Here is a 14,456-nt window from a genome sequence, read left to right as displayed (position 1 = left end):
AAAATTATTCGTAAAATGAATAATAATGACGTAGGTCATGATATTTTACTCCCAAAAGTAATTGTTGTGGCTTAGCTGGTAGTTGAGATTGCCGTCTCTTCTATCAGCGCTTTAAGTACAGATTTTTAAACTGCATGGTTATATTATTTTATTCTTTGTCTGGTTTCAATGATTTAATAACGAATGGGACCAGATAATCTCATTTCAGTGTTAAATGCCTTCTTCTGTCCCACTTTAATGAACGGTTCTGGATTTTATTATTCCCTGTTTTTTTTAAGAAAAATAAATGGAATTTAATGCTGCCGCTCTTTACGGGTTATGCGGCATCACCTGATTCCTTTGCTAATCAAATAGATGCTTATCAATAGTCTTACATAATGATGGGCTTAGTCCTTGTAAAGGAGCTAAGCTCATTAGAGATGTATGTATAAGAATTTGCAAATCTTAAAGCGACGCTCAAACGAGCAGACTCTGGATACGGTTTATTAAAATTAATCAAAGCCTGCTGTGTAAGATGAGTTAATAGTACCTTAATTTTTCTATTGTATATTCGAAATAAAGAGCAGAACTAGTCAATCTACACTTATCTGGTTTAAATCATAAAAAGTAGTTCAACTTAATAGACAGAATAGCTTAAATTGTACTCTGGAGTATGCTAATGAATTCCCCCGTTATGAAACTTATGAAACAAATTGGGCTTGAGATAGAGGAAGGAGGCGTGTGTTTTGGTCTTGCTATGATGGCTATTCAGGCTTATCTGCAGGGCACCAAGGAGTATAAAAGATATTCGGAACGATTTGATAAAATAATAAAAAAGGGACCAAGGTGCGAAGGGGACGATAGACAAGATTGGATAGATATCCAAGCTTTTTTACAAGGAGTTGCATTATACCAGTCACCGGATAGGTATCTGGCGTTATTCCCATCTGACAAGCAACTCACACAATTTAATGTAGAAGAAATAGCCTCTGTAGCTCAGAGTAAATTAATCCAGGGACGAGGGGGAATACGTAAAGTATGCTCTTTTTCTGGCTTATATAACAATGATGAAATAGTTACCTATTTGCAAAGCTACCAGCAAGCGATAACAGAAGCTCAGATAGACGAAAAATCGCGTTGTGCCTTGCTATTGCATTGTTATAATCACGCAATTATGTTGGCTTATGATATTAATTCTGGTTGGTGCTTGCAGAACCATGATGTTAGATATGGGCACAAAGAAGCAGACTTAACATTACTTATCCAAGAGCTAAAAAAATCTTTTCCAAATGGCCCCCTTATTCTGTCAACTACAGTTTTTTCCCTTGGTGGTGCAGTCTCAAAAGCAAATGAGGTTTGGGGGGTATGGCGCGCTAATGCCAGCTGGAAACAAATACATGATGTTACAGCAGAAAAGGCAAAAATAAATGGGCCCGGAGGAAGTTGGCTGTATATAGCCGCAATGAATGGCCATCTAGAAGTGGTAAAGATATTGCTTAAACAAGGGGCTGACGTTCATGCTGTGACGAAGAAAGGTTTTACACCTCTTTACTCTGCAGCACACCAGGGCCATCTAAAAGTGGTAAAGACATTGCTTGAACAAGGAGCTAACGTTAATGCTATGTCGAATGAAGATGTTACACCTCTTTGTATCGCCGCACGGAATGGCCATCTGGAAGTGGTAAAGATATTGCTTGAACAAGGGGCTGACGTTAATGTTGTGACGAAGAAAGGTTTTACACCTCTTCACTTTGCAGCAGAGAATGGCCATCTAAAAGTGGTAAAGGAATTGCTTGAACAAGGGGCTGATGTTAATGCTGTGACAAAGAAAGGTTTTACACCTCTTCACTTTGCAGCAGAGAATGACCATCTAGAAGTGGTAAAGGAATTGCTTGAACAAGGGGCTGACGTTAATGCTGCATCGAATGAAGATGTTACACCTCTTTTTATAGCCGCACAAAATGGCTATTTAGAAGTGGTGGAGATATTACTTGAAAAAGGAGCCGATGTCTTTAGAGCGATTAAGGGGAACATTGGAGAATTACATCAAACAGCCATTACTTCTTGGAGAGAAGACGAATTTATCGCTTTAAAAGAAAAACTTTCTAGTAAAGATGAACTACCTAATTTCTCGCCATTAGATGCTGCTTTGTTTTTTTGCCATCCTAAAATTGCAATGGCGTTAATTAATGCAGGAGCGCAGATTAACCAAGAGCATACGTTGCTTTTTTGGGAATGGTTATGCTCAACACCTTTACATAGTTCTAGCCAAGAGGCGTCAGAGTCTTATCAGCAGCTGAAAAAATCTTTTGAAATGCTAATTAAGCAGTACGACAAAAATAAAGGTGTTCATCAGATACCGATGAAGGAAGAATCGGCATCTGATACTAGTCGTAATAATTTTGAGGTTTCAGCGAAGGTCAAAATTTCTACTTATATGGCTGAAGAACTCACCAAAACACTTGGAAAACTAGATGCTCCTGGCTTTATAGCTACGCTTGAAGCTTTTGAGGTTACAGATGAAAATATAAAATATAGCAATGGTGTGATTAGTATTTGGAAGGTAAATATCCCTGTTTCTGAGTTACAAACCAAATTAAGTGGCTTATCAAAAGAGGGTAGATCGTTTCCCATTTTTAAAAAAAATGATCATATAGTGATTAATCTATCTAGAGATGAAATCATCACCAAAAGAAAGAATAAATATCCACCGTTTTTTATTCCAGTCATCATGGGTGAGCAAAGTTTGCAAGCTATAAGCCAATGTTATTCATTTTCCAAAGAATAATTGTTGAAGTACTGGATAAGAAAAAGATTTTTTGCCATAAGCCAAATCACTTTATGAGGCCTGTAGTCCCTGGTAGCCTTAGGGCCGGATGTATTGCCGCAGGCAAAATATAAGGCATACGAAAAGGCGTCAGTCATTGTGGAAGTGCTATTTTTTAGTCCCATAGGGGACTAAAAAATGAACGGACGCAGGACGGCCAGGGCCGCCGGAGGCATACTTGTCGCGTTGTGCGATTAGATTTCAGCCATGGATTGCTGAAATCTATCATGAGATAGCGACACTATCGGCTTATTCTTTTTTCAATGTTTGCTATCAGAAACTACAGATAGTGAATGTTGGCGGGAGGGTACGATAATTTAAAATAAATGGCAACATCGGATAAGTAATCTTATGATAACATTAGATATGACCTTTATCTTTAAGTGATTATTACTAATAATCCATGGTTGAGGGGCATTAGTGGGGCACTTGAAATTAAAAATTCACTATTAATGAAAATTAATAGCACGTTACCAAGGATGAAAATGACTGAAAAATTATATTTTGGCTTATTAAATATGGCACTGGCAGTGTTAACAGCATTTCTTATGGTCTGTTCCTATCACTACTTTATCGACTCTATTTATAGGAAAAACACTAATGTACAATTCAAAAAGCAGACATTAGAAAATGAAATAGGTTATTTAAATCAGTTGTTATCTCATCCACAAGATTTAACTCCTCAACAGATAAAAAATTTTGATATAAAACATCAAACTAATTTTTCAGCAGTCGCTCAATCTTTATCATTTGCTCCATCCTCACAAATCGCTAATCAAGAAATTTTAAGTTCAAAATTAGAACAAGAAAAAATATCTAAAGAAGCTACTCTTTCTTCAATAACGCAGATAGGTTTTCTAAGCTACCTACCTCCATGGCCAATGTTGATTATTCTGGGTTTAGGGGTCTTCTTTACCCGATTAATTAGCAATTTTGGTGATATAGCTCCTTCTTTGGTTTCCCAATGCTGGAAAAAAATTAAAACTTGGTGGGAAAAAAAAGACAACACGAAGCAATAAATCTTTACCCTTTGTTTTACATTGAGCGTGCCATTTGGTTTGTTTTTAAGAAGGATATTGTAATTCATAAGAATATATGATTAAATATTGAACATTTTAATTTGTAACTTTAATCATGGCATCTAAGATTAGTGAGCAATCGATTAACCAATATCCTCTGGGTGCAGCTCTTCAATATCTTCGTGGTGCTAAGCAAAACCTTGATGAATCACTAAAATCAAATGATTTTAACCTAGTATGGATAAGGCGTAAGGAACTTTCATTGATTTTAAACAGAATAGGAAAAATTCATAATCAAGAGCTCATAAATAATTCACTAGTGACCTTTCATTTAATACACAATTTGAATATGGAAGTAGACATAGCTACAGCTATGCTACGCGATGCTTCTTCTTATTTATCTGCTGCTCTTTCTCCGATTTAAGTATTTTTGTTAGTTTAGTAATTTCTTTATGGTAATTTGATTTTGTTGCATGGAGTATTAAAGCCCAAAGATGATATTGATATGCATTATTTTTTTTCTGTTCTATTAAATCTAAATTATCCAATCCTCTTTTAAATTCAGTTAATGCGGGTTTTTTTAAATTGGTTCGATATTGTTTCTCAGCTAGCTGTAGGGAAGGATATTTCTCTTTGCATTGATCAAAATCATTAAAAAAAGTCGTTCTAACAAATTCAGTGCTCTCACTCGGTTTGTGCATTTTTGTATGATAATGATGAGCAGGACTTCCGTGCCCCACAATCTTATATTCAATGCTTACATTACAATTTGGGTTACCGCGATAAATATTTTCAATCTCTTTAAAGAAGGAGTTAATCATATTCTTTGCTTCAGAAAAAAATGAGTTTAGATTCGTTTTGGTCAATTTTGTGATTACAGGGATAACTCGTACTCGAAAATTATCATCAATTACCATGTAACTAATAGATTTGTCGGTGCTGTCCCAACGAAATGCAGCAATAATATCCATATTATTTACTCCTTATCCCCATAGGGGGAGTGGCGAAAACGCCTTATGTAGACCTAACGTCTACTTGGTTGTGACCGCCAGTAAGCACGAACAAAAATGGGGAAACTTGAAAGTTTTCTCCAATGTTGCCTTACAAAAACGGTTTTTAGCTTGTTCAGCATAAAACACCTTTATTATTTTTCTTGGGTTAGCCCAAGTCTCTTAGAGCATTATTGCCCTTCACCACAGCAATTGCTCAGAGATAAATAATAATAAGGCAAGACGCCACTGTGTAATTATAGTACAAAATAATAATTAGTTATGATGCAGGTTAGTAAAATTTATAAATGCATAAATTTTAATTTTTTTAAACGAGGCTTTCAGTGTGGGTATGAACTTGTGAGTTCATTTGTTGAGGAAAAATTTCCCTATAAACAGGAAAAAGCTGAGGAGGGAGAGGGGCTTTCGCAAATGGATTGTGAACTAAAATATAATCATTACGAGAGTCTTCCCAGCGCACATGCATATCATATTTATCTTGGTCAATATCGGGGAAAAATACCCAGCCCGTATGAGAAATAAGAATAGCGCTAATGTGGCTAAAAGCATCATCAGTAAAATAATTTGTTTTTATAGGGGACTCTGAATGAGATTTGGCAAATTCAGGTTCATGATCATAATAAGGAGAGCCCATAAAACGCTCGTTATTTTCAGTTTGTACAATTGGTATTTTCATTGGAGATAAGCCCAAAATACAGCTTAAATCTACTCTATAATCTATGGGTTGATTGAAGGAGGGAATTTTTGCCATAGATACAGCAATAATTAGTCCTGCATCTTCGCCTATATGATCCTTGTAGCCAGGGGTTTTACCACCATGATAATTTATATCACCTTTAATATTAATAGCTGAGCAAAGCCTTTCCTTATATGGCACAATAGGTGTTTCTCTAGCTTTAAAGTTTTCAAACTCAGCCCTTAATTTCTCTGCCTTACCAGCCCCTGGGGCATCGGCTTCAAGATAGAATCGCTGACCATTAATTTCAAAACAAAAATCTGGGCTTTTTTTCTTTTTGCTACGGTGATGAAGTCTTTTAAGGCCTTTTGGCTCTTGTTTTACAAGAAAGTTAATTAAGGTAAGCTCCCATAAGCGGCTAATACAATCATTGCCTATTTCTTCGGGGTAGTTATCATCTAGAAACTTTGAGTGTTGGTTATATAAATGTTGCCAATAAGCTTTAGCTTCAGCGTGCCAAGGGTCTTGTTCGTTTCTGATAGCTGTATATAGAGAATCTTTACCCTCTTTATCAAAGAGCATTTGGAATATCGAGTCTTTATTTTTCATACAGTATTGTTGGGATGAGTTGTCATTTGTTATTTCGGAGTGCCCCATCAGTGCCCCTCAGAGGTCTTCAACTTTCTCGAACTACACGTAACTACTTGATTTTATTGGTGGGCCCACTAGGACTTGAACCTAGGACCAACGGATTATGAGTCCCGCAATTCAAGATTAACACATTGATTTTATTATAATTTCTATTGCAAGAAACCACTACAAATGGAGTACGATGTATAACTGCGTCGTACTCAAATCCGCAAATTCCCCACAGAGGGTTTTGTTCTAGGTTTTAGAGAGCTGTTTAACATTTTTTAACAGCAGCCTATTGTATAATACAAATTTGTATTATAATACTAGTAACACAACCGCCACGCCTAGAGAACTAACGTTCTTGCGTAACCTTGGCGGTTTTTTTTTGGAATATCATGCATAAGATTGATTTTGTAAAGCCTGTATTGGATTTAGATGCACAACTCCAATTGTTGCAAAAACGAGGCTTAATTATAAACAACTGGGAAGAATCATTAAAAACTCTAGCAAACATTAGTTATTATCGTTTATCTGCCTATTGGCTCCCATTTAAACAACGTGATCAAGCAGGGAAGATCATTGATTTTTTCCAAGAAAATTATACTTTTGAGAATGTCATTGAACTTTATGAATTTGATCGTGAGTTAAGACTTCTCATGCTTGACGCTATTGAGCGTGTTGAAATCTCAGTAAGAGCAAATTTAACTAATTATTTATCAAATCAATATGGCTCTTTTGCACACGAAAGAGCAAGCAATTTTCACGATAAATTTTCTCATTCAGAATGGCTAATGCAAGTAAAAAAGGATGTAGTGCATTCAAAAGAAACCTTTGTTCAACACTACCAAGATAAGTATAAAAGTTTTCCTGTTATCCCAATTTGGATGATTGCTGAAATTATATCATTTGGTACTTTATCTATTTTTTATAAGGGGTTAAAGAATGAGGATAAACGGAAAATTGCAGATAATTATCAACTACATCCAAAATCCCTAACACATTGGTTGCATTTCTTGACCTATGTTCGCAATGTTTGTGCGCATCATAGTCGTTTGTGGAATAGAGAATTGTCGATTAGAATCAGATTAGATGGCCTAAATAAGTTATGGCAACCTCCCGTAACTGCAAGAAGTGATCGTTCGTTTTTTATTTTACTGATATTGAAATATCTTTTGAATTGCTCAGGAAACGGGGAACATTGGTCAATTCAATGTGAAGAGTTGATTCTACCTATGCTAAAGAAGTACCCTTGGATTTGCGGATCGATGGGCATTACAAAAGATTGGCCTCTGCATCCGCTGTGGCAGATGAAAATATAAGTGTGACAGCGTGGCGAAACAATGCCTATGATGAAAGTATTCTTTTAGAATTGGAAGATATTATGAATTACAAAGTGAATTTAGAGCAAATTGACTATTACAATACTCATAAATTAGTAGTTAACCCAAAACGCGCTGCACTATTAATTATAGAGATGCAAAATGTTTTTCGCAACGATTTAAATATGATCAGCGACAAACAACTTACTAATATTAAAACCATTATTAAAGCCTCTGAAAAAGCAGGGGTGACCATTATTTATGTGCGTCATAATGACAGCACTGAAATTTCAAAATCGATGGTAGATTGGTGGAATGGTGACAAAATAGAATATGGTAGTGAAGGCTGGAAAATGATAGACGACTTTGACACCGCCGACAAAATTGTTATTGACAAAAACCAATACTCTGCGTTTTTTCAAACCGAATTGCATAATGTGCTTCAGGCAAATAAAATCGAAGATGTTATTATAGTCGGAGTAATGACTAACTGTTGTTGTGAAACAACAGCAAGGGAAGCTTTTATGTATGGATACAGAGTCTTTTTTATTAATGATGCTACGTCTACAGTCAACGAAGAGTTGCATTTAGCGACATTAAAAAATTTGTCCTTTGGATTTGCGTATATACAAGATACTCAACATATAGTATCTGATTTAAATGCAAATGAAGAATAATCCTTTAATCCCTTATTGATAATACTATGAAAAAATTATTACTGTTCGTTTGTATACTTTTGACAAATAATATACATGCCGTTGTAAATACACCTTCCAAAAAAACAGTCAATTTAACTGCTTTTTATGGCTTTTTAGAAGATCCCAAAATTAAAAAAGCCGTTGAGATGCAGTGTAATGTAAACTTTTCTCACGATGCCTATTATACCAATGCGGATTTTTTGCGCGATTTTTATAAGCATAAAGATTCTTATGATGTGATGATTTTTAGTAATATGGTTTATGGAACCATAAAAAATCAACTACCAAATATTGAGAATAGTAATCTCTGGAAGTCATCTGCTGAGTACTATCCTTATTTTAAGGAATATTATGTAATGCATAATTATACCCATAATACGGCTTTCTTTACTCACGCCATAGTGGGCTTCATGTATAATCCAGCATTAATTGAGATTAAACCTGACGAGAAAATGAGCGATATTTTTAAGTCAGCTAAAGACAATAATGTCATCCTTGTTGATGATTCAGGAGAAATTGGGAATCTGTTAACCATTGGCTATAGCGATGATAATAGCGTTAAGAAAAATAATGATGGCTCTGTTTCATTGACTTATAAAAATTTAAAACGCATGACTCAAGATACCAAAATCCATATTACAAGTGATTTTAATAAAATTTATGACTCTAAAAATTTTGCATTTAGTTATATTTGGTCCGGCGATGCCTTATTGTACATTAAAAAAACGGGTAAACCCTACAAGTTTGTTATTCCTTCGAATGCTAGCTCAATTTGTACCGATTTAATTGTTCAAATGAAAGATACCCCTGAAGCCAGTTGTGTTGCCCGTGTCTTGCAAAATCAATCTACCTTAGAGTATTTTGAAAACTACAGCTATTATTTTTCTCCGTATTTTAAAAATCACATTGATGATGCATTGTATATAGCATTGTATGAAAAAACAAAAAAGACACTTCCGCAATTACGCATGATCCAGCCAGTAGAAAACTTCGAGAGAGAATACAATGACAATTGGAACAAAATTAAACTGAGAATTAGCAATGATAATAATGAATAATCTTTTGCATAATTCACAATAACTTAACATGAGCAGTTCTCTGCACTCTGTAAAAATGCAATTGCTATGATGTTTTTCTCAAAAGTTGAAAACCTTGACTCCTATCAAAGAGCCATTAACAAACTCATTAGATTTTTGATTGCGCTTAGCTTATGTATAAGTTTGATTGCTATGTGGTTTATCTACTCTGGATTTGATAAAAAATCAAAAATCCTTAATAACGAACTGATTACTAATGTAAATTCAATTTTACAATCCAATATCTCAGAAAGACTCAGCATCCTTGTAAACGATCAGGATTTTGTAAGCTATCTTAACATGGGCGAATACAGTAGAAAATTAAATGTTATTGACATGATGGTGCTTTTTAAAAAATTTATAGACCACCATTTTATTTTGGGAGTCAAGGCTATTAATAGAGCTGGTAGTTCAATTTTAAGCCTCGGAAATACTAATTCCTCATTTCATATTAGCCTGGATCTTTGCTATTTAAATGGTCAAATTAACAATCAATTTGGCAACTGTTATGATAAAATAATTCTTTTTATATCTAGGAGTGCCTATCTAGCCCATCTTTCAAAAATCAATGGAAATATACAACCTTGTATAGAAAATAAATACAAATGCGATGGCTTTAACCCATTTGCTTCCAATAAATTTGGTTCTTTTGCTGCTAGATCAGCTACTAAAGAATTTATTTCTATAAAGTATGCCTCGCCAAATACCTATCAATTCTTTATTCCAGCCATCATCATTTTTATTATTTCAACGCTTGGCCTATTAATGATCCACAGGGTTATTAAAATTTTAACGAATAGACACCTTGCAAAGCCAATTAAAGAACTGGAAACAAATCTGAAAAATAATAAACCATTGAAGTATAAATATATTGAGGAAATAAATTATCTTGCAAAAGAAATTGAAGAATACCAACATCATAAGGTTGAAATCGAGCTAGGAAAAAATTTAGCACAGGTTGCGCATGATATACGCTCCCCTTTATTAGCAATAGATTCTTTCTTTTGTTTAGTTGAAAAAAAGCTTGAGGAAACTGAACGCGTTTTTGGAAGAAGGGCTATTCAGCGCTTAGATGATATTGTTTGGAGTTTGCTTTACAAGTACAAAAATAAAAATGATGATCGCAGTGAAGATAATTATGTGTTTCTCTATTCTTGTATTCAAGAGCTTTTATCTGAAAAGCGGATGGAGTATGTGAAACAAAATATAAAATTTGAGTTTACGGTAAATCCCAATGATATTTTCAGCTTGGTTTATCTGAGCTCTGTAAATTTAAAGCGAGTACTATCTAACCTTATAAATAATGCGGTTAATGCCATTTTACCAAAAAGTGGGGCAGTTGAAGTATTTCTTGAAGCTAATATTGCTGGCTCTTTAATTTCTATTAAAGATAATGGGAGGGGAATGAGCTCAGAGCTCCTTAAAGAAATCTTGACTAATGCTCAGTTTGAAAAAACAAAAGCCAATTTAGGTTTGCCACATGCGATTACATTTTTAGAACAAATTTATGGACAGCTTGATATAACTTCAAGGATAGAGGAAGGAACTACGCTGGATATTTCGCTTCCACCCTGTGAAATTCCTGCTTGGTGTTTAAAAGAATATCAAGTTCATAGCAATGAAATGCTGATTATTATTGATGACAGTAGCTCTGTTCATGATGTATGGGATGAAATGCTTAAAAAGCTGTCTCATGTTAAATACCATCATTTATATAACCCAGAAGAAGCTTTGACCTTTTTTGAAACGGTGACAGGTAAAAATTTAGTTATTTTTTGTGACTATGAATTTTATGGTGAAGACCAAAATGGTTTAGATATTTTAGAGCAAGCGCCTGGGGATTCTGTAAAAGTTTTAGTAACCAGTTACTTATATAATCCAACAATTATGAACAGCGCAGTTGGAAAAGGATTTAAAATCTTGCCTAAAGATCTTGTGCCTTATTTTAAACTATATAATAAAGAAAAGCATAATTCTCAAAAACAAATCAGTTTGATTTTTATTGATGATGAACCTAGAAACACACAGTCTTGGGAGTTTTTTGCTGAGGCTAAAAATCATAAAATTGTGACGTACAATGATATCCAAGCGTTTTTTATGCATGCTTCTCAATTTACAAAGGATATCCCAATTTATATTGATCTAGATTTGCGTGACGAAAAAAATGGTATTGCTTATGCTAAAGAAATTTATGAGTTGGGTTTTGAGAAAATCTACATAGCCACTGGTTCAGTTGACATTGCCCTAAAAAAATCTGAGTATTTTTGGATTACAGAAATAATTGAGAAGAAGTTTCCATTTATTTAAAAATAGCAGCCAGGTCCCAATAAAAAACATTACACAACTTTTTCAATTCCTTGTTCATCTGCTTCAGCATCTAAAGCTAGCAAATATTTTTCTACCAGGAAAATACTGCCTATAGCAGCATCAAGCAATTTCGTGTGATCACTAGCATTTCTTACATTACGCAGGAGTGTCAACTGATCATTCATATCGTGTATGATTGGTAGAAGATCATGAGAAACATTTTTAATCGTTCTGGTTGTCATTTTAATCCTTCCTCAATATTTCTTTCTAAATGGACTGCTATTCCAATTAGCTGATCGCCTATTTTAAACTCAAAGCAATCCCTTTCATTATAAATCATTATTGTTTTTTTATTGTACTTTAATGTGCCTATAAAAATTAACCCTTTGTCTTCGATAAAAGCGAGGCCAATCCGTCCAGTCATCTCACAAGGTAGAGACGAACTAAAAATTAACAAATCATTTTTAAACAGTTGAGAATTGATATTTTCTACAAGTCTGTAGCAAAAAAAATAATCTTCTTGTACTGTAGTGGGCCATGATTGAGCAGTCGTTTGCTCTAATGCTTCAAATAAAATGGATCCCTTAGCCAAAGATTTTAGAGTTTTTTCAGATACAATCGGTATTGAGGTTATATTATTCAATCCAGCTGATATTGTATCTAAGCCCAGAATTTCTGCTATTTTAGGCAGGTATTGGCTTCTATCTTGGTTTTTAGCGAGAATTTTATTAAGGTGTTGCGGACTAATCCCGAGTTTTTTAGCAAGATGTACTTGCTTAATACCAGCTTCTTTTATTTTGTCTTTGATGATATCGCTAGGGTTTCCGATAGGGTCTGACACTTATTCTCTCTAAAAAATTTCAAACATATGGTTTATAAAATTAAACCACATCACCAATAATATCAATGCAACTCTGCATTCTCAATCAATAAAAATCTGTTCTATAAAAAAATACAAACAACATAGTTTATTTTTGTTGACAATTAAACGATTAATTTTTAACATGAGTTTATAAAAATAAACCCATATAATTTCTAAATTATGTGAATTAAGGATATTAGCACATGGATTTTATGGTTAATAGTGAGGAACTTGAAGCACTGTATGGGTTACCCCATGCACAACAACTAGTTTATTTAAGAGGTGTACGACCGTATATGGACGTTAAAACGGGGATTGTTGGTGTTAAAAGGCGAGTCAGCTTACAATCGATTGCCGAAGAGCTTTATATTGAGGCGCATCAAGGCGTAAAAGGAGAAAAGTATTCTCGTGCACAAACTCGACGTGCTCTATCCGCGCTGCAGCGCGCTGGTGTAATCAGTTTACAGTCAGAAGATCTGCAACTGATTTTAAAATGCAATTTGGCAACTTTAGGTTATTTTTCTCAAAATAAAGTAGTCACAAACCCGTCACAAAAAGCAGTCACATTTTGTTCTGACCAATCCTTTGAAAATAAAGGGTTTTACGAAGGTTATTCAGAGAAACCCGTCACAGAAAAACTCTCAAAAGCCGACACACCTCTAATAAAAGAAAATAATTATATTTATTTATTGCAAGGCTTCGACCATTTCTGGCGTGTGTACCCCGAAAAAAAATCACGTGAGCGTGCTTTTGAAATCTTCAAGCAAATCAATCCCGATGAGCATCTGCTGCAAATCATGTTGCAAGCCCTTGAACAACAAATCAAAGCCCATAAGGCAAAAAAAGCACATAGCGAATGGGTTCCAGCCTGGAAATTTCCAGCGAACTGGTTGTCGCAAAAATGCTGGGAAGATGAAGTCAAAGTCGAATTAAAGCAGGAGATCAGGAATGAGAAGCGTCGCGCAAATACTAACAAAACAGCCCATGATCCATTCTGGAACCCAGAAACAGGAGACACAGCAAGCATCGGTGAAGACGAATACCAGCAATCAAACGTCATCAACCTGCAACGTTACAGACAGCTCTAAAAAGCGCATTGAGAACCTGTTTACCTGCTTTGCAGTCTTCTACGGACACTTGTGGCGCAGCCAGTTTAAGAGTGATGGATTTTTGGAGTTTGCCAAAAAAGAGTGGTTAGAAGGGTTGGAGAATTTTAGCGATGAAGTTTTGAATCAGGCCATTTTGGCGTGCAGAGATCATTGTGGAATGCCGCCTAGCTTGCCGCAAATGATTGGTTTTTGTCGGGACATTAAAAAGCGCAATTCTTTTTATGTCGCAAACGAAGAACATCAACCAGCCTCTAGGGCTGTGGTTGACGAAAATATCAGGCAATGCAAAGCCTACTTACTTAAATAAAAAAGGAGAAGCACCATGTTGGTTTTAACAAGAAAGGTCGGGGAGTCCGTGGTTATTGGTGAGGATGTTTACTGCACGGTGGTTGGTTATCGGGATGGGGAGGTTCGCCTGGCTTTTGATGCCCCTCAATCCCTTCCAGTTCATCGAGATGAAATCCAACGCCGCATTTATCGTGAGCGTCAAAAGGAGCAATGGTATTGCGAGCGCGAACCTAATAAAGAAAGTGTGGTTGACCGCTTAATCAGTAAATTCAAACACGAGTTGAGTCCTATCAATAACTGATAAAAGCATGTGAGGTTAAACCCAATGATAGAGCTGGAAGAACAAGGGATAACGGTTAAAGATCGTGCCAAAGAAAAGCTAAAGCGTGATTTAGGCGGTTTGATTGAAGGGGCGCTTAGTGATCCGAAAACAGTAGAAATCATGCTCAATGCGGATGGCAGACTTTGGCAAGAGCGCCTGGGTGAAACGATGCGTTGTATTGGAAGCGTCACTGAAGCGCGGGCGGAAAGCATTATCAAAACCGTTGCAGGGTTTCATGGTAAAGAAGTGACTCGTTTTAAGCCCCTTCTAGAAGGAGAGTTACCTCTTGATGGATCTCGCTTTGCAGGTCAGCTTCCACCAGTTGTTTCTC

14 protein-coding genes and 1 pseudogene are annotated in these 14,456 nt (G+C 35.5%); 11 read left to right on the top strand and 4 right to left on the bottom strand.

Annotated elements, in window-relative coordinates; genetic code table 11:
- The first annotated feature begins 658 nt into the window (after nucleotides 1-658).
- From WA877_RS03350 to WA877_RS03340, 3 genes are all read left to right on the top strand, one after another.
- Nucleotides 659-2,767 (top strand): ankyrin repeat domain-containing protein, encoded by a 2,109-nt coding sequence (locus WA877_RS03350; RefSeq protein WP_425169516.1) that lies wholly within the window; start codon nucleotides 659-661, stop codon nucleotides 2,765-2,767.
- 524 nt (nucleotides 2,768-3,291) lie between these two features.
- A complete protein-coding gene (locus WA877_RS03345; RefSeq protein ID WP_425169515.1) occupies nucleotides 3,292-3,825 on the top strand; it encodes a hypothetical protein in 534 nt (177 codons plus the stop codon).
- Between the two features lie 115 nt (nucleotides 3,826-3,940).
- Nucleotides 3,941-4,249 carry a hypothetical protein gene (locus WA877_RS03340; protein WP_425169514.1) on the top strand — a complete coding sequence of 103 codons (309 nt, stop codon included), beginning with the start codon at nucleotides 3,941-3,943 and terminating at the stop codon, nucleotides 4,247-4,249.
- Here the strand turns inward: WA877_RS03340 and WA877_RS03335 are convergent.
- Together WA877_RS03335 and WA877_RS03330 are read right to left on the bottom strand one after the other, a co-directional pair.
- The gene (locus WA877_RS03335) at nucleotides 4,197-4,796 is read right to left on the bottom strand and encodes a hypothetical protein (protein ID WP_425169513.1); all 600 of its coding nucleotides are present in this window, start codon (nucleotides 4,794-4,796) and stop codon (nucleotides 4,197-4,199) included. The two genes, WA877_RS03340 and WA877_RS03335, sit on opposite strands and share 53 nt — an antisense overlap.
- A gap of 346 nt (nucleotides 4,797-5,142) precedes the next feature.
- Nucleotides 5,143-6,120, bottom strand: coding sequence for a hypothetical protein (locus WA877_RS03330; protein ID WP_425169512.1), 978 nt, complete (start codon nucleotides 6,118-6,120; stop codon nucleotides 5,143-5,145).
- Between the two features lie 419 nt (nucleotides 6,121-6,539).
- Here WA877_RS03330 and WA877_RS03325 point away from each other — a divergent pair, with 419 nt between their 5' ends.
- From WA877_RS03325 to WA877_RS03310, 4 genes are all read left to right on the top strand, one after another.
- Nucleotides 6,540-7,463 (top strand): Abi family protein, encoded by a 924-nt coding sequence (locus WA877_RS03325; RefSeq protein ID WP_425169511.1) that lies wholly within the window; start codon nucleotides 6,540-6,542, stop codon nucleotides 7,461-7,463.
- Nucleotides 7,445-8,140, top strand: coding sequence for an isochorismatase family protein (locus tag WA877_RS03320; RefSeq protein WP_425169510.1), 696 nt, complete (start codon nucleotides 7,445-7,447; stop codon nucleotides 8,138-8,140). Before WA877_RS03325 ends, WA877_RS03320 begins: the two co-directional genes overlap by 19 nt.
- A 26-nt stretch (nucleotides 8,141-8,166) precedes the next feature.
- The gene (locus WA877_RS03315) at nucleotides 8,167-9,219 is read left to right on the top strand and encodes a hypothetical protein (RefSeq protein ID WP_425169509.1); all 1,053 of its coding nucleotides are present in this window, start codon (nucleotides 8,167-8,169) and stop codon (nucleotides 9,217-9,219) included.
- A gap of 66 nt (nucleotides 9,220-9,285) precedes the next feature.
- Nucleotides 9,286-11,544 (top strand): sensor histidine kinase, encoded by a 2,259-nt coding sequence (locus tag WA877_RS03310; RefSeq protein WP_425169508.1) that lies wholly within the window; start codon nucleotides 9,286-9,288, stop codon nucleotides 11,542-11,544.
- A gap of 29 nt (nucleotides 11,545-11,573) precedes the next feature.
- On the opposite strand, the gene WA877_RS03305 is transcribed toward WA877_RS03310, so the two are convergent.
- Entirely contained in the window at nucleotides 11,574-11,786 is a 213-nt protein-coding gene (locus WA877_RS03305; protein WP_425169507.1) for a hypothetical protein, read from the bottom strand.
- The gene (locus tag WA877_RS03300) at nucleotides 11,783-12,385 is read right to left on the bottom strand and encodes a helix-turn-helix domain-containing protein (RefSeq protein WP_425169506.1); all 603 of its coding nucleotides are present in this window, start codon (nucleotides 12,383-12,385) and stop codon (nucleotides 11,783-11,785) included. The genes WA877_RS03305 and WA877_RS03300 overlap by 4 nt, the downstream gene beginning before the upstream one ends.
- 224 nt (nucleotides 12,386-12,609) lie before the next feature.
- Between WA877_RS03300 and WA877_RS03295 the strand changes: the two genes are divergently transcribed.
- From WA877_RS03295 to WA877_RS03280, 4 genes and pseudogenes are all read left to right on the top strand, one after another.
- Nucleotides 12,610-13,494 (top strand): hypothetical protein, encoded by an 885-nt coding sequence (locus WA877_RS03295; protein ID WP_425169505.1) that lies wholly within the window; start codon nucleotides 12,610-12,612, stop codon nucleotides 13,492-13,494.
- 16 nt (nucleotides 13,495-13,510) lie between these two features.
- Nucleotides 13,511-13,822, top strand: coding sequence for a Vir protein (locus tag WA877_RS03290; RefSeq protein WP_425169517.1), 312 nt, complete (start codon nucleotides 13,511-13,513; stop codon nucleotides 13,820-13,822).
- A gap of 15 nt (nucleotides 13,823-13,837) precedes the next feature.
- Nucleotides 13,838-14,104 carry a carbon storage regulator CsrA gene (csrA, locus tag WA877_RS03285; RefSeq protein WP_425169504.1) on the top strand — a complete coding sequence of 89 codons (267 nt, stop codon included), beginning with the start codon at nucleotides 13,838-13,840 and terminating at the stop codon, nucleotides 14,102-14,104.
- A 24-nt stretch (nucleotides 14,105-14,128) separates the two neighbouring features.
- Nucleotides 14,129-14,456 (top strand): annotated as a pseudogene (locus WA877_RS03280) (P-type conjugative transfer ATPase TrbB); the annotation flags it as partial.

It is taken from the genome of Legionella sp. (assembly GCF_049790535.1).
In the GTDB taxonomy this organism is placed as follows: Bacteria; Pseudomonadota; Gammaproteobacteria; order Legionellales; family Legionellaceae; genus Legionella.
Note: the sequence above shows the minus strand (reverse complement) of the source record. Positions and strands in the feature narration are given on the sequence as shown.

Bases quoted from the DNA above. Each gene is read 5' to 3' on its own strand.
- WA877_RS03350 (WP_425169516.1), top strand. From the start codon at position 659: ATGAATTCCCCCGTTATGAAACTTATGAAACAAATTGGGCTTGAGATA.
- WA877_RS03345 (WP_425169515.1), top strand. From the start codon at position 3,292: ATGACTGAAAAATTATATTTTGGCTTATTAAATATGGCACTGGCAGTG.
- WA877_RS03340 (WP_425169514.1), top strand. From the start codon at position 3,941: ATGGCATCTAAGATTAGTGAGCAATCGATTAACCAATATCCTCTGGGT.
- WA877_RS03335 (WP_425169513.1), bottom strand. From the start codon at position 4,796: ATGGATATTATTGCTGCATTTCGTTGGGACAGCACCGACAAATCTATT.
- WA877_RS03330 (WP_425169512.1), bottom strand. From the start codon at position 6,120: ATGAAAAATAAAGACTCGATATTCCAAATGCTCTTTGATAAAGAGGGT.
- WA877_RS03325 (WP_425169511.1), top strand. From the start codon at position 6,540: ATGCATAAGATTGATTTTGTAAAGCCTGTATTGGATTTAGATGCACAA.
- WA877_RS03315 (WP_425169509.1), top strand. From the start codon at position 8,167: ATGAAAAAATTATTACTGTTCGTTTGTATACTTTTGACAAATAATATA.
- WA877_RS03310 (WP_425169508.1), top strand. From the start codon at position 9,286: ATGATGTTTTTCTCAAAAGTTGAAAACCTTGACTCCTATCAAAGAGCC.
- WA877_RS03305 (WP_425169507.1), bottom strand. From the start codon at position 11,786: ATGACAACCAGAACGATTAAAAATGTTTCTCATGATCTTCTACCAATC.
- WA877_RS03295 (WP_425169505.1), top strand. From the start codon at position 12,610: ATGGATTTTATGGTTAATAGTGAGGAACTTGAAGCACTGTATGGGTTA.
- csrA (WP_425169504.1), top strand. From the start codon at position 13,838: ATGTTGGTTTTAACAAGAAAGGTCGGGGAGTCCGTGGTTATTGGTGAG.